Genomic DNA, 23,923 nt, shown 5'->3' with positions numbered 1-23,923 from the left:
TGACTAGTGGGCCGAGGCCGCCGAGGGTACTGCATCGCGGCCACTGGCGGCCGTGTACGGAGCGTGATGCACATCACGTTCCTGTCCCATATGTCCGCGAGGTGTGGCCAGCCCCCCGTCGGAATGAGGGGGTGGGCACCAGGAAACTCGGGGTGGTGGCGCCATGGCTGCTATACATCTGCGACCCGTACGTTTCATCAGGTCAGCGCACCTATAAGACCGGAGACATCATGCCTCAGGCCGCAACCACCGTCGCGGAACCAACTCGCGACAGTGCCGGAAGTGCCGGAAGTACAGGAAGTGACTTCGCGCCACTGCTGCGGGCCGTCAAGGGGCAGGGGCTCCTCGAACGGCGCACCGGCTGGTACGCGGCAGGCATCGCCGTCAATCTGCTCGCCCTGAGCGCGGTGCTGACCGCGGTCGTCCTCCTCGGGAACACCTGGTGGACGCTGCTGCTCGCACTGCCCCTCGCCATCGTCTGGTCCCGCACCGCCTTCTTCGGGCACGACGCCGGCCATGCGCAGATAACCGGCGACCGGTGGGTGAGCCGGACCATCGGCCTCTTCCACGCCAACCTCCTGCTCGGCATGAACGAAGCGTGGTGGAACGACAAGCACGTACGTCACCACGCCAACCCCAACCACATCGACAAGGACCCCGACGTCGGCGTCGGGGCCCTCGTCTGGACCCAGAAGCAGGCGGCGCAGCGCGAGGGATTCGCCCGCTGGCTCACCCGCAACCAGGCCCGGCTGTTCTTCCCGATGCTGCTGCTCGAAGGCATCGCTCTGAAGATCTCGGGCTTCCAGTACCTGCGGCAGCAGCCCGTCAAGGAGCGCGCACTGTCCGGCCTGCTCCTGGTCGCCCACCTCGGCCTCTACGCCGCGCTGCTGCTCACCGTCATGTCCCCCGGAAAGGCCGTCGTCTTCGCGCTCGTGCACCACGCGCTCTTCGGTCTCCACCTCGGCATGGCCTTCGCCCCGAACCACAAGGGCATGGAGATGCCCGACCCCGACGGGGACCGCTGGGGACACCTGCAGCGGCAGGTCCTCACCTCGCGCAACGTGCGCGGCGCCGTCCTCACCGACTGGTTCCTCGGCGGGCTCAACTACCAGATCGAGCACCATCTCTTCCCGAGCATGCCGCGCCCGCATCTGCGACTGGCCCAGCCCCTGGTCAAGGCCCACTGCGAGGCCCTCGGCATGCCGTATGCCGAGACCGGACTGATCGAGTCCTACCGGCAGGCGCTGGAGCACATGCACGAGGTCGGCGCCCCTCTGCGGTGACCGGCGCGGACTCACCCGCCGCGGCCGGAACCGATGGGCACCCACAGGCGTTCTCACAGCAGGAGCGGCCACGGGCCGCGAAGGAGGCGTGGACGATGTCGAACAGCGCGAAGATCGCCATCGGAGGAGTTGTCGTCGCAGTCGTCCTGATGCCGTTCATCGGGTTCTGGCTGTCACTGCTGGTCCTCATCGGAGTGCCCGCGATCGCTTATCTGGCCTTGGACCCGAGCCAGCGGCGCAGGCTTCGTAGGATCACGCGTAAGGAAATAGGCCGCTGAGAGGGGTCCGCACCGTGAGTGGGACAGTCACCGCCGTGAGCAGTAATGACGCGTACAGCTTCACCAAGCCGAACCGGGACAGCGTGACGCTGCTGACCGGACTCGGCGTGGAAGGGGACGTGCACGCGGGGGTGACGGTCAAACACCGCTCCAGGGTCGCGCAGGACCCCACCCAGCCGAATCTGCGCCAGGTCCACCTCATACAGGAAGAGCTGTTCGACGAGCTGCGCGAGGCCGGGTTCGAGGTCGCGCCCGGTGACCTCGGGGAGAACGTCACCACCCGGGGCATCGATCTGCTGGCGCTTCCCGTCGGCACCCTGCTGCACCTCGGCGACGAGGCCGTCGTCGAGGTCACGGGGCTGCGCAACCCGTGCCTCCAGATCGATAACTTCCAGGGCGGACTGCTCAAGCAGGTCGTCGGCCGGGACGAGGCGGGCGCCGTCGTCCGTAGGGCCGGGATCATGAGCGTGGTCGCCGTGGGCGGCGTGGTCCGGCCCGGCGACCCGGTGAAGGCCGAGCTCCCGGCGCAGCCCCACCGGCCGCTGGAACGGGTCTGACGCGCCCGATGCACGGACGAGCGCGGAGCCACGGGATCGGTCCTTCGATCCCGTGGCTCCCGCGCGCGGCGGTCGGTTTGATTCGTCCAACCAGGTGTCAGGAGGGCCGGACGGCCATCGCGTCCAGGGCCATGAGCAGTCCGGGAAGCGCGGGCCCGCGCCGCACGGTCAGGATTTCCCCCGGCACCTCGTCGAGCAGCACGAGGGCGATGTCGTCGGTCCTGGCGACCAGGGACCAGCCGGGGCCGTCGGCGCGGATCATCCGGGCGTCACCGGGCGCGAACGAGGAGCGGACGCGGCCGGGGGGCGGCGGGGTGTCGGTATACGCGTGCGCCTCGGCCAGAGCCCGCCGGACGCCGGGGTGCGTGATGGAGGGCGGGGTGTCGTCAGTTCCCGAGGCGTCCGCGTCAGCCTTTGAGCCGTCCGCGTCCGCCTTCGAGCCGTCCGCCTCGGCCTTCGAGCCGGACTCCGCCCCGCCCTCCGCCGGCGCGAAGGCCGTGTCGTCGTCGATCTGCTCCCGCCAGACGGCCCACTGGAGCGCGATCGCGTCCGCGCCCAGCCGTCGCTGAGCGGGTCCCCAGACGCCGGTGTCGGGCGGGGCCAGGGGTGGCGGGTCCTCCCCGTCCGCCTCCGGGTCGGGCTCCGGATCGTGCGGAGCGCCCACCCCGGGCGCCGCGACCGCCACGGCCAGCGGCCAGCCGGGGAGCGCGCAGACCACCGAGCGGTCGTCCGGCGACAGGTCGTACTCCATCCCGCAGTCCCAGGACGCTATCGCGACGGCCACCAGGGACACGTCGTCGACCACCACGGTCCACCGGGCCCCGTCGCCGTCCTGGCCCAGGACCAGCCCGTATCCCTCGGCGTACGGTTCCAGGCCCAGGGCCGCACACGCTGCCGGGTAGTCGTCGCCGAGGACGCTGGGGAACTGCGCAGGGGTCAGCAGGACCGCGGTCAGCACGTACAGTGCGTCGTCGTCGGCGACTGTGTTGTCCGTCCCGGCCACTGCACCCTCCTCTTCCGTCATGGTTGTCGTCGGCGCACCTTAACCAGTGGGTAACCCCCTCGTCGAGGCCCTGACAAGGCAGGACGCGAGCTGAGCGACGAGCCCGGACGGCGTTCCTCATTCCTCCGACAGGCCGAGCAGCGTACGGGCCACCGTCTCCGGCGACTCGTCGCGCTCACGGGCGAGCGCGATGACGGCCCGGCAGGCCAGTTCGCCGACGCCGAAGGAGAGCGCCTCCGGAGACACCCAGCCGCTCGCCTCGTCCATCCGGTCCTGGTCGTCCTCCACCGACGCCGCGACGAACGTGGCGGCCGCCTCGAAGAGGTTGTGCTGCCGCCGCCCGGCCGCCGCCGCGGGCGCCGGGGACCCGCCTGCCTTGCGTCCCGGGGCCACGGCTCTGCGCAGTATGCCGAACATGCTGGTCATGGGGACCGCCTTTCGTCGTCCGTCGTACGTACTCACCGTCTTGCCCCCGCACGTACGCTTGGACACTCGACCTGGACGAGGGAGACGGTGCGGTGAAGCGTTTCGACCGGCTGAAGGAAATCCAACGCCTCGACCCGGAGCGCGACTTCCTGGAGATCTACCGGATCACGGCGACGTTCGAGTTCCCCTGGGACATCGCGCGCGCCCTCGAACTGGCGCTGTACCGCACCTATGCCGTGCCGAGCATCGGGCGGCTCCTCGCCGAGACCGCCGAGCTGACGGACCGTACGCAGAAGCGGTACGACGACACCGCGCTGCTGCTCGACACGGTCGTGGAGCACGGCTTCGACAGTGACTTGGGACGTACGGCCATCCGCCGGATCAACCGGATGCACAACAGCTTCGACATCGGCAACGACGACATGCGCTACGTGCTGTGCACCTTCGTGGTCACCCCGAAGAGGTGGCTCGACGCCTACGGCTGGCGCCGGTTCTCCGGTCACGAACTGCGTGCGTGCGCCGCCTACTACCGGACCCTGGGCGCTCACCTGGGCATCAAGGACCTGCCGCAGACGTACGAGGACTTCGAGCACACCCTCGACACCTACGAGGACGCGCACTTCGGCTGGGACGAAGGCGCGCGCTCTGTGTCGGACGCGACGCTGGAGCTGATGGCCTCCTGGTATCCGCGCCCGCTCGCGCCGATCGTGCGCGGCGCGAGCCTCGCGCTGCTCGACGACTCGCTGCTGCGGTCCTTCCGGTACGAACGGCCGAGCACCGCTGCCCGCGCCCTCACCCGCGGCGCCCTGCGTCTGAGAGGGCGCGCGGTCCGGCTGCTGCCGCCGCGCGCCAAGCCGCACTACGCCCGGCAGAACCCGGAGATCAGGGGCTACCCCGACGGCTACGAGGTGGCCGCGCTCGGCACGTTCCCCACCCCGGGCGCAGGGGGCTGCCCGGTCCCGCACCTGCGCCGCCCGGACTCCCGGGCAACGTGACCCCGGAGGCAGCCTGCCCCACCGCTTGAGCCGGCCGCCCGCTCACCCCGTCCGTTCGGCCAGGGCGAGGAAGCGGCTGCTCTCATCGGCGTACGAGGTCAGGCGCCAGCCCGAACGGGCCAGCGCGGGGCGGAGGTTGGGCTCGGCCCGCAGATCACCGTCCGTGAGCCGCCGGCCGTGCCGCGCGGCCAGTGCCGCCCGTCCGATGGGGTGGAACAGCGCCAGCAGCCCGCCCGGCCTCACCACCCGGGCCAGCTCGGCCAGGTCAGGACCCGGCCGGGACAAGTGAGAGATCAGCCCGGCCGCGAACACCGCGTCGAGGGCCCCCGGCCGCAGCGGCAGCCGGGCGGCGTCGGCCTGGACGAGCAGCCCGCTGCCGCCGCGGCCCGCGCGCGCCGCCGACTCCAGCATGGCCGCGGTGAGGTCGGCACCCAGCACGGTGCCTGCGGGACCGACCGCCGCCCGCAGGGCCGGAAGCGCCCGCCCCGTACCGCATCCCGCGTCGAGAACGGCATCACCGGGACGGAGTCCCAGCGCGGCGACGGCGGTGACGAAGGCAGGGCCGTCGTCGGGAAAACGTGTGTCCCAGTCCGCGGCGCGAGCGCTGAAGAACTCCTGGACATGTGTGTGGTCATCGGCCATACGGACATGATCGCGCAGCCGCCACCCGAACGGAACGTCGTGAATCGACGCGCATGTTCGACCACGTTGCGATCGTTGGGGAACATCTCTCTGTCATATTTCGGCAGCTTTCGAATGCGCCCCGGACGCGCGCCTCAGCGAGACTAGCGTCCCCGAGTCATGGGACACCTGGACCACGCCACCTTCGGCTGGCTGACACCTCTGCTGTCGTACGCGATGGCCTGCATCGGCGCCGCGCTCGGCCTGAGCTGTACCGTGCGCGCGCTCGACACGACCGGGCGCTCGCGCCGCAACTGGCTGATCACCGCCGCATCGGCCATCGGCTCCGGCATCTGGACCATGCACTTCGTCGCCATGCTCGGCTTCGGCGTGTACGGCACCGACATCCGCTACAACGTGCCGCTGACCTTCCTCAGCCTGCTCGGCGCCATGGTGGTGGTCGGCGGCGGGGTCTTCGCCGTCGGCTACAGCCGCGACCGGACCAGGGCGCTGCTGCTCGGCGGTTTCGCCACCGGGCTCGGCGTCGCCAGCATGCACTACCTGGGCATGGCGGCCCTCCGGCTGCACGGAACCGTCCACTACGACCCGCTCAGGGTCGTCCTCTCCGTCGTCATCGCGGTCATCGCCGCCACGGCCGCCCTGTGGGCCGCGCTCAACATCCGGTCGACGCGCGCCGTGGCTCTTGCCGCCCTCGTCATGGGCGCGGCCGTCAGCAGCATGCACTACACCGGCATGCTGGCCGTGACCGTGCAGGTGACGCCCTCGGGGGCGGCACTGCACGGGGCCACCGCGATGCAGTTCATCTTCCCCCTCGCCGTCGGACTCGGCTCCTACCTCTTCCTCACGTCGGCGTTCGTGGCCCTGTCCCCGACCGCGCCCGAACGCGCCGCCTACGCCCACGCCGAGCACACGCAGACACCCGGCGACGCGGCACCCTCCGGACGAGGCCCGGACCTACGGTCCCGGCGCGCCGCCCGCAGCCCCGACGCGCCGACCGCCGACCGCCGTTCACCCGCCGCCACCCGTTGACGAGCGGCCCGGCCCGCCGCCCCGCCACCCACCCAGCTCCGACCCGGAACGAGGAGGCCATGCGCCCACCCCGCACGACGACCCCGGACCCCGGCGCCTCCGCCGCCCGGCCCGCCGCCCCGTCGGCCCCGCCGGCCCGAGGCCGGCGCGCGCACGCAGGACCGCCCGCCGACGAGGGCGCCGAGCACGACGGTCCGCCGCCCGCGCACGGCATAGCCACCCCGCGCCGCCGGACGCTGCGCCCCGGGACCGTGCGCGCGAAGATCATCTCGCTGCTCATGCTGCCCGTCGTCTCCCTGCTGGCCCTCTGGGGATTCGCCACCGTGTCCACCGCCCAGGACGTGGCACGGCTGCGCCAGCTGCAGCGCGTCGACGAAGAGGTCAGGACGCCGGTCGCGGCTGCGGTCGCCGCGCTGCAGAACGAACGCAAGGCGGCCATGCTCCAGGCCGCCGACCCCGGTCGCGCCCGCGACTCGGCCCTGAAGGAGCGTGCAGGGCGCACCGACACCGCCCTCGACGCGCTGCGGCTCGATGACGGGCACACCATCGCCGACACCGGCAACCTCCCCGGGGGAGTGGCCGGCCGGCTCGACCACTTCCTGGCCCTGGCCGAGAACCTGCGGGCGGACCACGGAAGCCGCAAGGGCGCCGGAGACGACGAGGGAGCGGTGTACGACCGCTACACCTCGACGCTCAGCGCAGCCTTCGCCGTCTCGGGTGCCCTCACCGGCATCCAGGACGACGCCCTCGGCTCCGACGCCCGCGTCCTGCTCGAACTCGCCCGCGCCGACGAGATGCTGGCCCGCGAGGACGCACTGCTGGCCACCGCCGCGAGCGCCGGCACCCTGAAGGACCGCCCGCTGCGGCTGTTCACCGGCGCGGTCGACACCCGGCGCAGCCTCACCGAGACCGCCGGCGCCGACCTTCCGGCCACCGAACGCACCGCCTGGCGGGAGTTCACCGCCCGGCCCTCCTACCGCTCCATCCAGGCGGCCGAGGACCAGGTGCTCGCGGCGGCACCCGGCCGCGACGCCGCCCGGGCCGTGCCTGCGGCCGACTGGCAGCGCGCCGCCGACGAGGTCCGCGGCGAACTCCACAGCATCGGCACCGGTGCCGGCGACCGCGCCGCCGACCGCGCGGACCCCCTCGCCCACGGACTGCTCAGCCCGTCCGGCGCCGCCGTCATCCTCGGCTTCGTCGCCGTCGCCGCGTCCCTCGTGATCTCCGTACGCATCGGGCGCGCGCTCGTCGTCGAGCTGGTCAGCCTGCGCAACAGCGCGCTGGAGATCGCCCGGCGCAAACTGCCTCTGGCCATGCAGCGGCTGCGTGCGGGCGAAGAGCTCGACATCCGGGCCGAGGCTCCGCCCGGGCTCGCCTCCCAGGACGAGATCGGCCAGGTCGGCGAGGCCCTCGGCACCGTCCACCGGGCGGCCCTCAGCGCCGCCGTCGAGCGGGCCGAGCTCGCGGACGGCATCTCCGGCGTCTTCGTCAACCTCGCCCGGCGCAGCCAGGTCCTGGTCCACCGTCAGCTCAACCTCCTGGACAGCATGGAGCGCAAGGCCGACGACCCCGACGAGCTGAGCGATCTCTTCCGGCTCGACCACCTCACCACCCGGATGCGCCGCCACGCCGAGAGCCTGATCATCCTGTCCGGCGCGGCCCCCGGCAGGGCCTGGCGCATGCCCGTGTCCCTGACCAACGTCGTGCGCGCCGCCGTCTCCGAGATCGAGGACTACGCCCGGGTGGAGGTCAGCAGGCTCCCCGACGCCGCCGTGAAAGGCACGGCCGTGGCCGACCTCACCCACCTGCTCGCCGAACTCATCGAGAACGCGGCACAGTTCTCACCCCCGCACACCAAGGTCCGCATCACCGGCGAACCGGTGGGCAACGGCTACGCGCTGGAGATCGAGGACCGCGGCCTCGGCATGGGCACCGAACTGCTCGGCGACGCCAACCGCCGCATCGAGCAGGCCGAGGCGCTCGACCTGTTCGACAGCGACCGGCTCGGCCTGTTCGTCGTCAGCCGGCTCGCCGTACGGCACCGGATCAAGGTCCAGCTGCGCACCTCCCCGTACGGCGGCACGACAGCGGTGGTCCTGCTCCCGACGGAGCTGCTGCAGACCGCACTGCCCCCGGCCGAGGCGCAGGCGGCGCCGCAGAAGGCCTCCGCCGAGCGCCGGGACGACCACGAACGCACCTCCTTCGGACCGGGCCCCCGTTCCGTACGCCCCCAGAACACCGCGTTTCCCGCGCCCGTCCCGGTCCCCGCCCTGGAGTCCCGCACCGGACCCGCCACCGGAGTGACCTCGCTGCGCCCCCGCCGGCCGGAGGCCAAGACGGACAAGGCCGCGCCGGCGCCGCGACCGCCCGCCGGCGAGAAGGACGATGAGGAGACCCTGCCCCGCCGGGTGCGCCAGGCCAGCCTCGTGCCGCAACTGCGCGAAGAACCACGGCCCGAGCCGCCGCGGACCGGCGGGCCCGACGAGGAGCCGGCCGCGCAACGCACCCCGGAACAGGCCAGGGACCGCATGAGCGCCTACCGGGCCGGCTGGGTCCGCGGCGGCGGCGCCTCCCCCGGCGCCCCGGCAGCGGCCCCGAGCACCATCCGACACCGTGCGCCGAGCGAAGGAGACTCCGCATGATCGCGAACGAGAGGACCGGGGTACCCCGCCGATCCGGTGAACTCGACTGGCTGCTGGACGAACTGGTGACCCGCGTCGGCGAGGTCCGGCACGCGGTCGTGCTCTCCGGCGACGGGCTCGCCGTCGGCGCGTCCAGCGCGCTGAGCCGCGAGGACGCCGAGCACCTGGCCGCGGTCGCCTCCGGCTTCCACAGCCTCGCCAAGGGAGCGGGACGGCACTTCCGGGCGGGAGACGTGCGCCAGACGATGGTCGAGATGGACGACGGATTCCTGTTCGTCGCCGCGGCGGGGGAGGGGTCCTGCCTCGCCGTGCTCAGCACGGCGTTCGCCGACATCGGTCTGGTCGCCTACGAGATGGCCCGCCTCGTCAAACGGGTCGGCGAGCACCTGCGTACCCCGGCGCGCTTCGCCGAACACCCGTCGGCAGCCGGCTGAAAGGGGCTGGAAGACCAGTGACCAGGACCGGCGGGGGCCCGGAGACCCCCGACCCGTACGAGCTGCCGGGCAGCCAGTGGTACGACGCCGACGCAGGCCCGCTCGTCCGCCCGTACGCCATGACCGGCGGGCGGACCGAACCCGGGCCCGGCGGCGCGCGCTTCGACCTGATCGCGCTCGTCACCATCGACGACACCGTGACCGGCAGCTCCGAGGACGCGCTGCTGGGGCCGGAGCACCGGACGCTGCTGGCCCTGTGCCGCACCGAGACGCAGTCGGTCGCCGAACTCTCCGCCGACGCCGACCTGCCGGTCGGCGTGGTGCGTGTGCTCCTCGGCGACCTGCTCGGATCTGGGTACGTGACGGTCAGCCGCCCGGTGCCACCGGCCCAGCTGCCTGATGAACGCATCCTCCGCGAGGTGATCAACGGCCTGCGCGCACTCTGAGGGGCCGGCTGCCTGGTGGGCTACGACGTTCTCGTGCGGCCCCTCAACTGCGTGAGCTCGTCGTTCTGGGCCTCCAGGAAGCGCACGACGACCTGGAGTTCGTCCTCGTCGAACTGGCGCCGGGCCGCCTCGGTGGCGGTCGCCAGCGGGCTGAAGAAGTCACGGGCGACCGCTTTCGCCGCCGGCGCGTAATGCAGCCGTACCACCCGCCGGTCGCCGCCGTCCCGGACGCGGTGAACGTGCCCCGCACGCTCCAGCCGGTCCAGGCACGCCGTCACCGCCCCCGAGGTGAGGTCCAACTGCTCGCGGAGCCTCCCCGGCGTCATGGCCGACCCGTCCTCACCGTGTTCGGCGTCCAGGACGGCGATGAGAGCCTGCACATCCGTCGGATGGAGCCCCTGAGCCTGGGCGAACTCATGGGTGATGCGATTGAGCTCGCTCGTCATACGGCGCAGCAGCACAGCGAACGACTGGAGCCCCGTGGGACCGCCGCTCATGCCTCTGTCCGGGCCTTCCTCTGCTGTACGCATCCTCCCAGGGTAATATCTCTCACTCATTGAGATAATGAATAGCCGAGAGACATGACGTATAGACCCATGGGGAAGAAATGAAGCCCGCACCGCGGCACCGCGTCGTCCGATGGCTGGTGCCCGTAGCCCTGCTCGTCGTCTGGCTCGGCATCGGAGGGACGCTCGGCATCGTCTGCGCGGTACTGAGCACACTGACGTTCCTTCCCGCGGTGCTTGTCCTGTGCGGCCCGGCCGCCTACTGGCCGGCAAGGCCCCGTCCTGCCGGCCAGGAGCCGGACGGGCACGGCATCTGGCGCCGGGTCGCCGGCCGCGTCGACCGCTCCCCGCGCAAGGTATGGGTCTCCACCACCCTGGCCCTCGTCGCCTGCGCGGCGTTCGCACCCACGCTCAAGTCGCAGGGCGTGCCCCTGGACGAGATCTTCGTGAACGACGCCCCGTCCGTCTCGGCGCAGGCCACGCTGGGCCGGCACTTCCCCGGAGGCTCCGGCAACCCCGCCGTGATCGTCGCGGCGGCCGACCGGGCCGACGAGACGGCCGTCGCCGCTGCGGGAACGCCCGGCGTCGCCTCCGCGGCACCCGTGACCGTGTCCGGGCGCCCGGGCGACGGGCCGCCGCTCGTGGTCGACGGCCGGGTGCGCATCGACGCGACCCTGGACGATGCGGCCGACACCGACGAGGCCAAGGCTTCGGTCCAGCGTCTGCGTGACGCCGTGCACGGCGTCACGGGAGCCGAGGCGCTCGTCGGCGGCTACACCGCGCAGCAGTACGACACCCAGCAGACGGCGGACCGTGACCGCGGGATCATCGTGCCGGTGGTGCTTGTGATCATCCTGCTGATCCTGATGGGGCTGTTGCGTGCGGTACTCGTCCCCGTCCTGCTGGTAGCGACCGTCGGCCTCAACTTCCTCGCGACCCTCGGGGTCGCGTCGCTGGTCTTCGAGCACATCCTTGGATTCAGCGGCACCGACGCGTCCGTGCCGCTGTACGGATTCGTCTTCCTGGTGGCCCTCGGCGTCGACTACAACATCTTCCTGATGTCACGGGTCCGGGAGGAGGCCCTGGAACACGGGGCCCGGCAGGGAGTGCTGCGGGGCCTGGTCAGCACGGGCGGGGTCATCACCTCTGCCGGGGTGGTGCTGGCCGCCACCTTCGCGGCGCTCATCGTCATCCCGCTGGCGTTCCTCGCCCAGATCGCGTTCATCGTGGCCTTCGGGGTGCTGCTGGACACCCTGGTGGTGCGCTCGCTGCTGGCACCCGCCCTGGTCGTGGACATCGGGCCCCGGGCCTGGTGGCCGAGCGGGATCAGCCGGATCCCGGCCGGATCGGGGCGGGGGAGCGAGGAAGGGTGACGCAAACCGGGCCCTGTGCCCGCCCGGAAGTCCGGAGCGGGCACAGGGCCCGGGCGCACGGCTGTGCGGGCGGTCAGACGTTGACGCCGTAGTCCGACGCGATGCCGGCCAGCCCCGAGGCGTAACCCTGGCCCACCGCACGGAACTTCCACTCCGCACCGTGACGGTACAGCTCGCCGAACACCATCGCCGTCTCGGTCGAGGCGTCCTCGCTGAGGTCGTAGCGGGCGAGCTCCACCCCGTTGGCCCGGTTCACCACGCGGATGAACGCGTTGCGCACCTGGCCGAAGCTCTGCCCCCGGCTCTGCGCGTCATGGATGGAGACCGGGAAGACGATCTTGGCGACATTCGCGGGGACGCCCGCCAGGTCCACGTTGATGGACTCGTCGTCGCCCTCGCCCTCACCCGTGAGGTTGTCACCGGTGTGCTGGACGGAACCGTCCGGGCTGTTGAGGTTGTTGTAGAAGACGAAGTGCTGGTCCGACAGGACCCTGCCGGCGTCCGAGCACAGCAGCGCGCTGGCGTCGAGGTCGTGATCGGCGCCCGTGGTCGTCCGTACGTCCCAGCCCAGACCCACCGTCACCGCGGTCAGGCCGGGCGCCTCCTTCGACAGGGAGACGTTGCCGCCCTTGGCCAGGGTCACACCCATGAACTTCCTCCAATGATCCGGTGATCTATTGATCCGTTGATCAGTGTTCCTTCGGCCGCCACCGAAGAGGACGGCGGCCCTTCCCCTATGGTTCCCTGGTTGCACAGGTCGTGAAGTGGCGGGGTGTTCCCGGGAGTCGCGATCGGCGCTCCGGCGTGGCCCGGCCTCCTTCGGAGCCCTGGTCCACTCTTCAGGATCCGCAGGGATTTGCCCAGGGCACGGGCGGTACCGGGTGGCTTCCGGTCAATGTTTCCAGCGGCCGGTTGTGGACAGGGGACCGGACCGAGGATGGACGGGGTCGGTGATCCACGCGGCCACCGCGACCTTCCGCACAGCGCAACCGCACCACCATGCGAGGCCGATGCCGGTTCTTCCGCATGGCAGCCGGACGAACGGGGAATCGATGACAGGCAGTCACAAGGGGGCAACGGCCCAGGGAAGGGGAAGCCGACTTCGGCGGACGGCCGTGATCGGGCTGTCCTTCCTCGTCCTGCTGGTCGCCGGGGCCGGCTGGGGCTATCTCAAACTGACCGGCAGCATCGACACGTTCAGCGCGGACGGGATTTCCGGGGACCGGCCACCCGACACCTCCGCAGGGCAGAACGTCCTCGTCATCGGGTCGGACTCACGAGCGGGCGACAACAGCGGTCTCGGCGGCGGCAGGGGCGAGGTCGGCCGCTCCGACACCGCGTTCCTGCTGCACGTCTACGCCGACCACAAGCACGCCGTCGCCGTCTCCATCCCCCGTGACTCACTGGTCGACATCCCGGCCTGCAAGAAACCGGGAGGCGACTGGACGACGCCTCAGCATCACGTCATGTTCAACGGGGCTTTCTCGGTGGGGGAGACCGCCGAGGGCAACCCGGCCTGCACCCAGAACACCGTCGAGCACCTCACCGGCCTGCGAGTCGACCACACCGTCGTGGTCGACTTCGCCGGTTTCTCCGCCCTGACCTCGGCCGTCGGCGGAGTCCCCGTCTGCCTTCCGCAGGACATCTACCAGCGCGACCTCAACCCCAAGCGCCACACCCGCGGCGAGCGGGTCTTCGCCAAGGGCCCCCAGACGGTCTCGGGGCAGCGGGCACTCGACTACGTACGGATCCGGCACGGCATCGGCGACGGCTCCGACATAGGCAGGATCCAGCGGCAGCAGGCCTTCGTGGGCTCCCTCATCAAGGAGGTGAAGTCGCGTGGGCTGAACCCCACCACACTGCTGCCCCTGGCCAAGGCGGCGACCGGCGCGATGACCGTCGACCCGGGCCTCGGCTCGGCCGACAAACTGCTGAGCTTCGCCCTGTCGATGAAGAACGTCGACCTGCACAACACCAAGTTCATCACCGTTCCCTGGCGTTACGAGGGGGCCCGCGTCGCCATCGTCGAGGCGGAGGCCGACGCGCTGTGGGCGACGCTCAAGGCCGACCGCACGATCGACGGGCAGGACGCCAGGGGCACCGGCCGGGGCAGGAAGACACCACCTGGACCGGGCACTCGCTCCGCCGCCCCCGTCTCCGGCACGGGCATCGATGTGGCCGTGTACAACGGCACCACGGTGACGGGACTCGCGGCCCGGGCGGCCGAGCTGCTGCGCACGCACGGCTTCACCGTCACCGGCACCGCCACTGCGGACTCCCAGGACCAGGCCCGGACCGTCGTCATCCACGGTCCCGGCGGGCAGGGCGAGGCCGAGACCACGGCCCGGCTCTTCGGCGGCGCCCGCGTCAAGGAGTCCACCACGGCCGGAATCCAGGTGATCGTGGGCCGTGACTACGCAGACGACCCCTCGCCCGCTCCGGCATCACCGACACCCGAATCCGTGCCGTCCGACGTCGCGGACCGGGCCCGCTCCGCCGACGACGACCCGTGCAGCGACCTCTCGTACGGCTGAAACCGCTGCGGTCGGTCGACGCGCAGTTGCAGCACGGGGTTGCCGGGCGGCGCGAACCCGAACGCCTCGTACAGCCCGGCGCCTTCGCCCGTGGCGTGAAGACCGACCGTGGTCACACGCGTCTCCTCGCGGAACCAGGTCAGCAACGTGTCCACGCAGGCGCGGGCGTGCCCGAGCCTGCGCCGCCGCGGATCCGTGCACACGTTGGACACGTGGCCCCGCAGACCGCTCGGATCGCCCGGACTCGGCGCGCGCCCCTCGCACGTGCCCACCGCGCAGGCTACGACGCCCAGTTCCGGGTCCTCGACGACGAAGGCGGCGAACTCGTCCGCCCGCGGCATGCGGCCGGCGAACCAGCGGGCCGCGTCCGCCCGCCAGGGGGCGCCGTCGCCTCCGACGTCCGTCCCCATGCTCGCCAGCATCAGTGCCCGCAGTCGTACCAGTGCCGCGACATCTGCGGGCGTGGCCCGGCGTATACGCGCCGGGCGGCCGCGAGAGGCCCCGGCGCTCGCTCGGGCGGTGTTCGCCGTCGTCATGAAATCCTCCGGTGCGGTTCGTCGTACTCGTGTCGGCCAAGAACAATCGATGGGCTGACAATCACACCGGAATTCGTGCGGTCCTGGGCATCGGACGGCCGAAATCAGTCACATCCCCAAAATTGTGATCGCACCCCACCGGCCGGGTGCGGTTTTGCCATGCTGTCGCCGTACGCCTGCCGATGATGCACTGAACCCGAGACCTCAAGATGACTCCGACCCGCGAACTCGACGTCATGAGGCTCACTGGTGAGAGAAGTGATCGATGCCGACCGAGCACGCTGACAACCCCGGGGACGAGTCCCCAGGGGCCGCTACGAACGATGCCCTGGCCCTGAAGATCCTGGTCGCCGGGGGATTCGGGGTGGGCAAGACGACGCTCGTCGGCGCGGTGAGCGAGATCAGGCCCCTGCGTACGGAGGAACTCCTCAGCGAGGCCGGGGAGTCGGTCGACGACACCGACGGCGTCGCCCAGAAGACCACCACCACCGTCGCCATGGACTTCGGACGCATCACCATCAGGTCCGGACTCTCCCTCTACCTGTTCGGCACCCCGGGCCAGGACCGGTTCTGGTTCCTGTGGGACGAACTCTCCCAAGGCGCCCTGGGCGCGGTCGTTCTGGCCGACACCCGGCGGCTGGAGGACTGCTTCCCGGCGGTCGACTACTTCGAGCACCGCCGGATTCCGTTCGTCGTCGCCGTCAACTGCTTCGCGGGGGCTCGTTCGTACGGCGAACAGGACGTTTCGCGCGCCCTCGACCTCGACCCCGGCACGCCTGTGGTGCTGTGCGATGCCAGAGACCGCGATTCGGGCAAGGAAGTCCTGATCCGGATGGTCGAGTACGCGGGCCGGATGCACACCGCACGGCTCCTCGACTCGGTGGGATGAGCCGTTTTGGCCTGATCCCGCCCCGCTGTCGGGTAGCGGGGTGCTTGCCCGTACGTGACCGGTGCGTAAGGCTTGCGCACAAGCGGGACACGGGGAACGTATGAGCGGGGAGGAACAGAATGGCGCTGGACAGGGGACTCGACTGGCTGCTCGACGATCTCACCAGCCGGGTGGAGCACATACGGCACGCCCTGGTGCTGTCGAACGACGGCCTGGTGACGGGAGCCAGCACCGGGCTGGCACGCGAGGACGCGGAGCACCTCGCCGCCGTCTCCTCCGGACTGCACAGTCTCGCCCGCGGGTCGGGACGGCACTTCCGTGCCGGAAAGGCCCGGCAGACGATGGTGGAGTTCGACGAGGCGTTGCTCTTCGTGACAGCCGCCGGGGACGGCAGCTGCCTGTGCGTCCTGAGTGAGGCCGAGGCGGATGTGGGGCAGGTGGCGTACGAGATGACGCTGCTGGTCAACAAGGTCGGGGAGCATCTCGGCGTGGCCGCACGGCAGGACGGGAGCATGAGGGTCGACCGGGTCTGACGCCTGCTCGGTACTGCCGCCCGGCCGGGAGTTATCCACAGGCAGGGCGGCAGTCGCCTTTTCCGGGCTACCGTGGTCACGGAGAGTATTCGGGTCTCACGGGGGAGAATCGTCATGCCGACGACGGAAACGGTGCGTGATGACGGCGGTCACACGGTCAGCGCGAGCAGAGCCGCTGCGGAACTTGAGCTGAGGCGCGGAGAGTTCGCCCTGGCCGTACATCTGGGCATCGTTCAGGTGGACGCCGGGCAGGCAGACGCGCGGGCCAGGGTCCGGCAGGAGGAGATCGGCCGGCTCAGGTCGCAGGACGGATTCCCGGAGGCGCTGCGGGAGCGGGTGCGCACCGTGGGGACCGCCGAAGGGGCCGAGTTGCTCGGCATCAGTCCGGTCCGCTTCGCTCGGCTGGCGCGGGCAGGGTGTCTCACGCCGGTCGCCTTCTACCTGAATCGCTACCGAGCCGTGGTGTGGCTCTACCTCGCGCAGGAGGTGGTCGTCCTCGCCGCGCGGTCGCCCGAACTCCTGGTGGGCCACAGCCCGCCCTGGATGCGCAGGATGCTGGACGCGGGCACGGACTGCCGGCCCCGCAACTGGCGCGCGCGCCGGACCGAGCGGCTGCTGGCGCTCACCGACGACCCCTGGGCGCGTGCGGCTGTCGTGGCTGAATCCCTGGACCCGGTCCAACTGGCCGAGGTGGTGGACGATCCGTACGAGCGCTCCTACCTCGGCAGGGTCCGGCCGGTACCGGTCTTCGGCCGCGGCGGGTCGGGTGCCGGGCGGGAGGCGATGGCGCAGCTGATGCTCGCCGATGAACCGGACGAGATCCTGTGGCGGCGGGTCACCCTCGGTATGGAACTGGACAGCGCTCGCGAGCTGCGTGCGGCCCCGCGTCCGGGCGAACGGGCGCCGACCGAAACGGCGGGGCCGGTGGCCCCGCCTGAACCAGTGGGCTCCGCGGGGTCGGTGGGTGCGACCGAACCGGTCGGTTCGATCGAATCGGTGGGTGCGACCGAATCGGTGGGTGCGGCGTGCGCGCCGGCAGAACGGTTCGAGCCAGGCGCACAGGAGAGCGGCGGGCACGGCGGTGCGGGCAGCGGCGGTGGCGGCGCGCCAGGGCTGCTGGCGCGGTTGCGCCTTCGCAGGCCACGTGGGAGCCGACGCCCTCCCGGGGGCAGCCGCCGACAGGCGGTAAACCGCTTGTCACCGAAGCCCTGACCAGGCATTCTCTGCCCCATGCTGATCAGGGAGGCCACCGCTGAGGACTGGCCCGCCATCTGGCCGTTCTTCCACGAAATCGTCGCCGCGGGCGATACGTTCACCTACCCTCTCGATCTCGGTGAGAGCGACGCCCTCGACTGGTGGCTCCTGAAGCCCCCGAACCGCACGGTCGTCGCGGTCGACGAGGGCGGCGGCGTCCTGGGCACGGCGAAGATGAACAACAACCAGATGGGCAACGGCTCGCACATCGCCAGCGCCAGCTACATGGTCGACCCCCGGCACGCCGGAAAGGGCGTGGGGCGCGCCCTGTGCGCGTACACGATCGACTGGGCCCGTACGGCCGGATTCCGCGCCATGCAGTTCAACGCGGTGGTGGAGACGAACGCCGCCGCGGTCGGGCTCTACCGCTCACTCGGCTTCGAGGTTCTGGGGACTCTTCCGGAGGGGTTCCACCACCCGGAGAAGGGGTTCGTGGGACTGCACATCATGTACCGGCCGCTCTGATGGACCAGCCGGCGGCCGTGGCTGCCGAGCGCCCCCGGGCACGGTCCGGCGCCGGGTGCTCAATTCGCGCCACCGCCGGGGCCGACCCGATGCCGACGGTCGTGTCCGTGTTGCCCCAACCGGCGACGATGTGCGGCCAGTTGTGACGCCGAATGGGTTGTGGGGCGGGTGCACACAGGGGGGAAAGGGGCAGTACTGTGCGCCCCACCGCCCAATCGGGCGATGAAACATTTGCGGAGGAAGAATCCATGACCATACCCAGGAGATCGTGGCGCGCTGCGGGAACTCTCGCCGCCGTCGCGATGGCCGGTCTGACCGGTACGGTTCTCGCCGCCGGTCCGGCCGCAGCTCACACCCCCACCTGGGACGTGACCTGTACCGAAGTGAGCCTGCACCTGACCCAGTACAACGATCACGTCACCAACCAGGTGACCGTCACCGTCGACGGCAAGGACCTCCTGCCGACGGAGACCTTCGGCAAGGGGCTCGACAAGACGATCGCGCTGCCCGAGCACGACAAGGCGCTGACGGTCCGTCTGGTCGTCAAGGCCGGTGACGGCGATCGGTACTCCCGCGACGAGACCAAGCAGGCCCCGGTCTGCGAGGAGAAGACGCCGAAGCCCACGCCGACGCCGACCGAGACGAAGCCGTCCTCGACGCCCACCACGGCGACGCCCACCACGGCGGCGCCCACGCCGACCGCCACTCCCAGCGAGACCGCTTCGTCGTCTGCGCCCGCCGCGGCCACGCCGAGCCCCAGCTCGCCGGATCTGGCCGAGACCGGTTCGTCCTCCGCCACCCCGGTCATCGGTGGTGCGGCTGTCGCCGTGCTGCTGGCCGGTGGCGGCATCATGTGGTCCGTGCGCAAGCGCCGCACCGCGCAGCACTGATGTAGTCCGACGGCCCCGGTCCGCCCGGGACCGTCGGAGGGGGGCGTGCCGTGTCCTGCAGGACGGGATGGCGCGCCCCTCAGCGCTGTCCGCCCGCGGGGCCCGCAGGGCCGGGGCGGTGGTGACCGGGAGGACCCGAGCCGGCGCGGCCGGCGGGGTCCGCCGGATCCGCGGCGTCCCGGTGGACGGGGGCCGTCGTGGGCGGTGCCGCCGGCCCGATCTCGCACCAGACCGCCTTGCCCTCGCCGCGGGGCTCGATGCCCCAGCGGGTGGTGACGGCGTCCAGGAGCAGGAGCCCCCGGCCCGAGGTCGCGGTCTCACCGGGTGCGCGTCGCCGGGGCCACGCGCTGGAACGGTCCTGTACCGACAGACGGATCCGCCGCACCGGTTCCGGCAGTACCTCAAGGGTGAGCACGGCCCCGCCCTCCGTGTGCAGTAGCACATTCACGAGCAGTTCACCGGTCACCAGCTCGGCATCGTCGGCGAGTTCGGCCATGTTCCAGTCGGTCAGGGCCTGGCGCACGATCGTCCGGGCGTCCGAGAGCCCCTCCGGATCGGCCTGATGGATGTACTGATGGAGCCGCGGCGCTCGCGGGGACCCCGGGTCGGGGCTGCGCCGCAGCACCAGCAGCGCCACGTCGTCGCCCGAGCCCCAGCGCTCCCACAGCCGGTCCGACAGATGGTCGGCGAGCGCCTCCGCGCCCGCCGGTCCCGCGCTGACCTCGTTGATGAGCGTGCGCACCCCCGCGTCGATGTCGGCGCCGGGCTCCTCCACGAGTCCGTCGGTGTAGAGGACCAGCGTCTCGCCCGGTACCAGGTCCAGCCGGGTCTCCGGGAACTCCTCGTCGTCGAACGCGGTCGCGATGCCCAGCGGAACGCCGCCCCGCACCTGCGGGCTGCCGACCCGGCCGTCCATGTGCCGGATCAGTGGCCCGAAGTGGCCGGCCCGCACGACCCGCACGGTGCCGCTCATCAGGTCGGCCTGAGCGTAGGTGCAGGTGGCGAACCGGTCCGTGTCCAGCTCGGCGAGGAACCGCGAGGCCCGCGCCAGGACCGTCGACGGCGGATGCCCCTCGGCGGCGTACGCACGCAGCGCGATGCGCAGCTGGCCCATGATCGCCGCCGCGTGGGTGTCGTGTCCCTGCACGTCACCGACCACGATGCCGACGCGCTTGTTGGGCAGGGCGATCACGTCGTACCAGTCGCCGCCGACCTGGCGGCCGCTCCAGGCCGCGTGATACCGGACGGCGATTTCGCCGCCCTCGATGTCCTGGATCCGGCGCGGCAGCATCGCGGACTGGAGCCCGGTGGCGAATTCCCGTTCCTCGTCGAAGAGCGTGGCTCGTTGCAGGGACTGGGCGACGATCGCGGCGAGCCCCAGACAGAGGTTGCGTTCGTCGGCGGTGAAGGCGGTGCGTTCACGGTAGAAGAGCGCGAGCGCGCCGAGGGTCCGGGCCTGGGCGACGAGCGGAAGATACGCCGCCGCCTGGAAGTTGAGCTGCCCCAGGGACCCCTCCAGCGCCGGATAACGCCGGGCGAGTGCGCCGAGTGAACTCACGAAGCGTGGCCGTCCGCTCAGGACGGTGTCGGCGAGCGGGAACCGCGGGTCGAGCCCGCCCGAGGCCGGCTCGTCGACGACCTCCAGTGAGTCACCGCTCAGGGCGACGACATTCAGCGTGCTGTTGTCGAGCAGGCCCAGGGCGAGCCCGTCGGCGCCCAGCCGTGCCAGCCCGCCCGGTCCGGTCAGCGCAGCCGTCACATCGTCCACGGTCACCGCCCGTGACAACGCACTGGTGGTCCGCTCAACGATGTCGGTCTGGCGCTGACGGCGCTTTTCCAGATCCCGCACGAAGGCCGAATGGGTGACCTCCGCCGTCGCGTCCCTGACCAGACCGATGACCCGGTGGGCCCGGCCGTCGTCGCCCCGCAGAATGCGCGCCTGCAGATGGGTCCACTGATCACCGCCGTCGGGCTGCGGGACCCGGAGGTGCACGCTGTACGAGGCGCTCCCGCCCTTGATCGCCTCGTCGATCGCCTCGTCGAGACGGACCTGCTCCGCCGGGTCGAGGAGCTCCCTCAAGGACTCGGGCCGGGAGTCGAAGGCGGCCGGGTCCAGGCCGAGGACCAGCAGCCCCGGTTCATCGATGTCCAGCGTCCGGGCATCGAGGTCCCACTCGAAACTGCCCGCGCGGTTCATGGCGAGCCGCTCGGCCGTCGCCCTCTCGCCCCTGGCCGCCTTCCCGCCCGGCAGGCGGGGCGGGACGGGGACGAACGGGGGCCGGTCGTGATCGGTCATTCATGCTCCGAAGATCGTCCGGCGGGCTGACGTAGAGGTCACTCAATTGTCCGGCGGGTCCGGCACCGCTGCCACACCGGGAACCCGCCGTGCGGTGCACCGACGCCGTGCGGTGCACCGACCTGCCCCCGGGCAGCCACCCCTCCTGCCGTCCGCCCAGGAGCGCCGCGCACAATGGCGGCGGAAGATCGTCCGTGACCGGCGGACGGTACGGCACTGGGCCTGACCGGAGCGCACGCATGACCCACGACGATTCCGTCCTGCTGCACACCGAGGGACGCGTCCGCCACCTCACGCTGAACCGGCCGCGGGCCCTGAACGCGCTCAACCACGCCATGGTGCGGCACATGGCCGAGGCGCTGGACGCGGCGGAACAGGACCCCTCGGTCGTCGCGGTGCTGCTCACCGGCGCGGGGGAGCGGGGCCTGTGCGCGGGCGGCGACATCCGGTCCATCCACGACGACGCGCTGTCCGGCGGCCGTGCGTCACTGGACTTCTGGCGTGACGAGTACCGGCTCAACGCCCGGATCGCCCGCTTCCCCAAGCCGTACGTCGCCGTCATGGACGGCATCGTGATGGGCGGCGGAGTAGGCGTGTCGGCCCATGGCTCCCTCCGTATCGTCACGGAGCGCTCCCGTATCGCCATGCCCGAGACCGGCATCGGATTCGTGCCCGACGTCGGCGGCACTCACCTGCTCGGCGCCGCCCCCGGCGAACTCGGCATGCACCTGGCGCTCACCGGGGGCGCGGTCGGAGCGGCCGACGCGCTGCTGTGCGGCCTCGCCGACCACTTCGTACCGTCCGCGGACCTGCCCGACCTGCTCGCCGCACTGGACACGTGCACCACGCCCGAGGCCGTCGTCGCGACAGCGGAGCGGTACGCGAAGGCCGCCCCCGCCGGGGAACTGGCCGGGCACCGCGACTGGATCGACGCGTGCTACGCGGCGGACACGGTCGAGGAGATCGTCGAGCGCCTCGACGGCTACGGGGTGCCCGCCGCGAAGCAGGCCGCGGCCACGATCCTGGCCAAGTCACCCACGGCACTCAAGGTGACGCTCGCGGCCGTCCGCCGCGCCCGCCGCGCGGAGAGCCTGGAAGCCGCCCTCGACCAGGAGTACCGCGTCTCCTCCGCGGCCTTCACCCGGCCCGATCTGGTGGAGGGCGTGCGCGCCCGGATCATCGACAAGGACCGCAGCCCCCGCTGGCGCCCGGCGAAGCTCGCCGAGGTCACCGACGAGGAGGTGGCCCGCCACTTCGCTCCGCTGGGTGACGACGAACTCGGTCTGGGCCCGGCGGCAGCGGAGACCGCCTGAGACGGGCGGCCTCGCTGCCCGGCGGCAGCGGAGACCGCCTGAGACGGGCGGCCTCGCTCAGCCCATGCCCCCTTCCGCACCGGCGTCCACGTGCTCCCCCGACCGACCGAGCCGGGCCTCCGCGCGGTCCCAGTCGCGACCGTTGCCGCGCGGCTCGTAATGCCGCAGTTCCTGGGTACGGGCGACCAGTCGGCGTAGAGCGGTGAGGTCACCCACCAGGCCGTGGGCGCGGGCCTGGAGCAGGATGTTGCCGAGCGCCGTGGCCTCGGCGGGACCCGCCGTCACCGGAAGCCCGCTCGCGTCCGCCGTCCACTGGCACAGCAACTCGTTGCGGGAGCCACCGCCGACCAGGTGGATCCGCACCGGCGCGCGCCCGGCGAGTTCGGCGGCCCTGCGCAGCGTCCTGCGATGGGCCAGCGCCAGACTCTCCAGCACACAGCGCACGTACCCGCCCGGCGTGCGCGGCGGCGCCTGCCCCGTACGCAGCAGATAGGCGTCGATGCGGGATGGCATGTCTCCCGGTGCGAGGAACGACGCGTCGTCCGGATCGATCACCGCGGCGAACGGCTCGGACGCGGCCGCGTCGGCGAGCAGACGGCTCAGACCGAGAGGCGCGCCCGTACGGTCCCACTCCCGGCGGCACTCCTCCAGCAGCCACATGCCCATGATGTTGCGGAGATAGCGGACGGTGCCGTCCACCCCGCGCTCATTGGTGAAATTCGCCGCCCTGGACTCCTCGGAGAGGACCGGAGCGTCCAGTTCCAGCCCGGCCAGCGACCACGTGCCGCACGAGACGTACGCGAAGTCCGCTTCCGTGGCCGGAACCGCCGCGACCGCCGAAGCCGTGTCGTGCGAGGCGACCGTCGTCACCGGGGTACCGGCCGGCAGACCGGTGTGGTCGGCGACGTGCGGCAGGAGCGTCCCGGCCGGCGCGCCCGGCTCGCGCAGCGGTGGGAACAGGGCACGGTCCAGCCCCAGTCGCCCGATCAGCGCATCGGACCAGTCACCGCCGCGCGCGTCGAACAGCCCCGTCGTCGACGCGTTCGTGATCTCCGCGCCCACCGAACCGGTCAGCCAGTACACCAGCAGGTCGGGCATCAGCAGCAGCGTCCTGGCCGCCTCCCACTGGGCCGTCTCCCGGTGAGCGAGAAGCTGGAAGACCGTGTTGAACGGCAGGTGCTGCAATCCGCTGACCGCGTACAGCTCCCGCACGCCACAACCGTCCGGCAGCCGCTGCGACATCCCGCTGTTGCGCGCGTCCCGGTAGTGGAACGGCAGCCCCAGCAGCGCCCCGTCCCCATCCAGCAGCCCGTAGTCCACCGCCCATGTGTCCACGCCGATGGAGGCGACCGGGCCCGACCGCCCGGCCGCCCGCAGCCCGTCCAGCATCCCCTGGTACAGGGCCAGTACGTCCCAGCGCAGACCGTCCGGCAGGCGCACCGGGGTATTGGCGAACCGGTGGGCCTCGGTCAGTTCGAGCCTCCCCGGCCCGACCCGGCCGGTGATCACGCGGCCGCTGGTCGCGCCGAGGTCCACAGCGGCGAAGACGGCTTCGCCGGCGGCGCCGGCCATGGAGTTCACAGGCATCGGGATCGCGTC

The 23,923-nt window shown here is 71.7% G+C and carries 22 protein-coding genes and 2 pseudogenes; 16 read left to right on the top strand and 8 right to left on the bottom strand.

What is annotated here, in order from left to right:
• Positions 1-230 precede the first annotated feature (230 nt).
• The 3 genes from ABTX18_RS00875 to ABTX18_RS00865 all read left to right on the top strand — a co-directional run bounded on the left by ABTX18_RS00875 (position 231) and on the right by ABTX18_RS00865 (position 2,118).
• A complete protein-coding gene (locus ABTX18_RS00875) occupies positions 231-1,283 on the top strand; it encodes a fatty acid desaturase family protein (protein ID WP_352120572.1) in 1,053 nt (350 codons plus the stop codon).
• 95 nt (positions 1,284-1,378) lie between these two features.
• On the top strand, positions 1,379-1,561 hold the full coding sequence (locus tag ABTX18_RS00870) for a tail-anchor membrane protein (RefSeq protein WP_136325839.1): 183 nt from the start codon (positions 1,379-1,381) through the stop codon (positions 1,559-1,561).
• Between the two features lie 14 nt (positions 1,562-1,575).
• Positions 1,576-2,118, top strand: coding sequence for an MOSC domain-containing protein (locus ABTX18_RS00865; protein ID WP_352120571.1), 543 nt, complete (start codon positions 1,576-1,578; stop codon positions 2,116-2,118).
• Between the two features lie 97 nt (positions 2,119-2,215).
• On the opposite strand, the gene ABTX18_RS00860 is transcribed toward ABTX18_RS00865, so the two are convergent.
• Both ABTX18_RS00860 and ABTX18_RS00855 read right to left on the bottom strand, forming a co-directional pair.
• Positions 2,216-3,142: a hypothetical protein gene (locus tag ABTX18_RS00860; protein ID WP_352120570.1), complete on the bottom strand. Its 927-nt coding sequence runs from the start codon at positions 3,140-3,142 to the stop codon at positions 2,216-2,218.
• 96 nt (positions 3,143-3,238) lie between these two features.
• Positions 3,239-3,547, bottom strand: a complete 309-nt coding sequence (locus ABTX18_RS00855) for a hypothetical protein (RefSeq protein ID WP_352120569.1) — start codon at positions 3,545-3,547, stop codon at positions 3,239-3,241.
• Positions 3,548-3,639: 92 nt separating this feature from the next.
• Between ABTX18_RS00855 and ABTX18_RS00850 the strand changes: the two genes are divergently transcribed.
• Positions 3,640-4,542 carry an oxygenase MpaB family protein gene (locus ABTX18_RS00850; RefSeq protein ID WP_352120568.1) on the top strand — a complete coding sequence of 301 codons (903 nt, stop codon included), beginning with the start codon at positions 3,640-3,642 and terminating at the stop codon, positions 4,540-4,542.
• A 42-nt stretch (positions 4,543-4,584) separates the two neighbouring features.
• On the opposite strand, the gene ABTX18_RS00845 is transcribed toward ABTX18_RS00850, so the two are convergent.
• The gene (locus ABTX18_RS00845; RefSeq protein ID WP_352120567.1) at positions 4,585-5,184 is read right to left on the bottom strand and encodes a class I SAM-dependent methyltransferase; all 600 of its coding nucleotides are present in this window, start codon (positions 5,182-5,184) and stop codon (positions 4,585-4,587) included.
• 159 nt (positions 5,185-5,343) lie between these two features.
• Here ABTX18_RS00845 and ABTX18_RS00840 point away from each other — a divergent pair, with 159 nt between their 5' ends.
• The 4 genes from ABTX18_RS00840 to ABTX18_RS00825 are packed head-to-tail and all read left to right on the top strand — an operon-like array spanning position 5,344 to position 9,735.
• On the top strand, positions 5,344-6,213 hold the full coding sequence (locus ABTX18_RS00840) for an MHYT domain-containing protein (RefSeq protein ID WP_352120566.1): 870 nt from the start codon (positions 5,344-5,346) through the stop codon (positions 6,211-6,213).
• Between the two features lie 59 nt (positions 6,214-6,272).
• Positions 6,273-8,855, top strand: coding sequence for a sensor histidine kinase (locus tag ABTX18_RS00835; RefSeq protein WP_352120565.1), 2,583 nt, complete (start codon positions 6,273-6,275; stop codon positions 8,853-8,855).
• Positions 8,852-9,289: a roadblock/LC7 domain-containing protein gene (locus ABTX18_RS00830; RefSeq protein ID WP_352120564.1), complete on the top strand. Its 438-nt coding sequence runs from the start codon at positions 8,852-8,854 to the stop codon at positions 9,287-9,289. The genes ABTX18_RS00835 and ABTX18_RS00830 overlap by 4 nt, the downstream gene beginning before the upstream one ends.
• 17 nt (positions 9,290-9,306) lie before the next feature.
• A complete protein-coding gene (locus ABTX18_RS00825; protein WP_352120563.1) occupies positions 9,307-9,735 on the top strand; it encodes a DUF742 domain-containing protein in 429 nt (142 codons plus the stop codon).
• 20 nt (positions 9,736-9,755) lie between these two features.
• On the opposite strand, the gene ABTX18_RS00820 is transcribed toward ABTX18_RS00825, so the two are convergent.
• Positions 9,756-10,265: a MarR family winged helix-turn-helix transcriptional regulator gene (locus ABTX18_RS00820; protein WP_352120562.1), complete on the bottom strand. Its 510-nt coding sequence runs from the start codon at positions 10,263-10,265 to the stop codon at positions 9,756-9,758.
• A gap of 143 nt (positions 10,266-10,408) precedes the next feature.
• Here ABTX18_RS00820 and ABTX18_RS00815 point away from each other — a divergent pair.
• Positions 10,409-11,614: pseudogene (locus ABTX18_RS00815) on the top strand (MMPL family transporter); the annotation flags it as partial.
• Positions 11,615-11,687: 73 nt separating this feature from the next.
• On the opposite strand, the gene ABTX18_RS00810 reads toward ABTX18_RS00815, so the two are convergent.
• Positions 11,688-12,263: a TerD family protein gene (locus ABTX18_RS00810; RefSeq protein WP_352120561.1), complete on the bottom strand. Its 576-nt coding sequence runs from the start codon at positions 12,261-12,263 to the stop codon at positions 11,688-11,690.
• A 403-nt stretch (positions 12,264-12,666) separates the two neighbouring features.
• On the opposite strand from ABTX18_RS00810, the gene ABTX18_RS00805 reads away from it, so the two are divergent.
• The gene (locus tag ABTX18_RS00805) at positions 12,667-14,148 is read left to right on the top strand and encodes an LCP family protein (protein WP_503061075.1); all 1,482 of its coding nucleotides are present in this window, start codon (positions 12,667-12,669) and stop codon (positions 14,146-14,148) included.
• 65 nt (positions 14,149-14,213) lie between these two features.
• On the opposite strand, the pseudogene ABTX18_RS00800 reads toward ABTX18_RS00805, so the two are convergent.
• Positions 14,214-14,489: pseudogene (locus tag ABTX18_RS00800) on the bottom strand (GNAT family N-acetyltransferase); the annotation flags it as partial.
• 460 nt (positions 14,490-14,949) lie between these two features.
• Here ABTX18_RS00800 and ABTX18_RS00795 point away from each other — a divergent pair.
• The 5 genes from ABTX18_RS00795 (at position 14,950) to ABTX18_RS00775 (ending at position 18,715) form a co-directional block, all read left to right on the top strand.
• Positions 14,950-15,573: a GTP-binding protein gene (locus tag ABTX18_RS00795; protein ID WP_352120559.1), complete on the top strand. Its 624-nt coding sequence runs from the start codon at positions 14,950-14,952 to the stop codon at positions 15,571-15,573.
• A gap of 119 nt (positions 15,574-15,692) precedes the next feature.
• Positions 15,693-16,106, top strand: a complete 414-nt coding sequence (locus ABTX18_RS00790) for a roadblock/LC7 domain-containing protein (RefSeq protein ID WP_352120558.1) — start codon at positions 15,693-15,695, stop codon at positions 16,104-16,106.
• Positions 16,107-16,220: 114 nt separating this feature from the next.
• Entirely contained in the window at positions 16,221-17,318 is a 1,098-nt protein-coding gene (locus ABTX18_RS00785; RefSeq protein WP_352120557.1) for a DUF6397 family protein, read from the top strand.
• 18 nt (positions 17,319-17,336) lie between these two features.
• Positions 17,337-17,825 carry a GNAT family N-acetyltransferase gene (locus ABTX18_RS00780; protein ID WP_352120556.1) on the top strand — a complete coding sequence of 163 codons (489 nt, stop codon included), beginning with the start codon at positions 17,337-17,339 and terminating at the stop codon, positions 17,823-17,825.
• Positions 17,826-18,073: 248 nt separating this feature from the next.
• Positions 18,074-18,715, top strand: coding sequence for an LAETG motif-containing sortase-dependent surface protein (locus ABTX18_RS00775; protein WP_352120555.1), 642 nt, complete (start codon positions 18,074-18,076; stop codon positions 18,713-18,715).
• Between the two features lie 79 nt (positions 18,716-18,794).
• Here the strand turns inward: ABTX18_RS00775 and ABTX18_RS00770 are convergent, their stop codons facing one another.
• Positions 18,795-21,011 carry a SpoIIE family protein phosphatase gene (locus ABTX18_RS00770; RefSeq protein ID WP_352120554.1) on the bottom strand — a complete coding sequence of 739 codons (2,217 nt, stop codon included), beginning with the start codon at positions 21,009-21,011 and terminating at the stop codon, positions 18,795-18,797.
• A 239-nt stretch (positions 21,012-21,250) separates the two neighbouring features.
• Here ABTX18_RS00770 and ABTX18_RS00765 point away from each other — a divergent pair, with 239 nt between their 5' ends.
• Positions 21,251-22,324: an enoyl-CoA hydratase/isomerase family protein gene (locus tag ABTX18_RS00765; RefSeq protein WP_352120553.1), complete on the top strand. Its 1,074-nt coding sequence runs from the start codon at positions 21,251-21,253 to the stop codon at positions 22,322-22,324.
• Positions 22,325-22,381: 57 nt separating this feature from the next.
• Here the strand turns inward: ABTX18_RS00765 and ABTX18_RS00760 are convergent, their stop codons facing one another.
• Positions 22,382-23,911 (bottom strand): rhamnulokinase, encoded by a 1,530-nt coding sequence (locus tag ABTX18_RS00760; protein ID WP_352120552.1) that lies wholly within the window; start codon positions 23,909-23,911, stop codon positions 22,382-22,384.
• Positions 23,912-23,923 lie beyond the last annotated feature (12 nt).

Origin of the sequence: Streptomyces sp. NPDC096323 (genome assembly GCF_040302845.1) — a bacterium.
Taxonomy (GTDB): domain Bacteria; phylum Actinomycetota; class Actinomycetes; order Streptomycetales; family Streptomycetaceae; genus Streptomyces.
The sequence above is the reverse complement of the archived record's forward strand: the minus strand, read 5'-3'. Positions and strand labels throughout refer to the sequence as shown.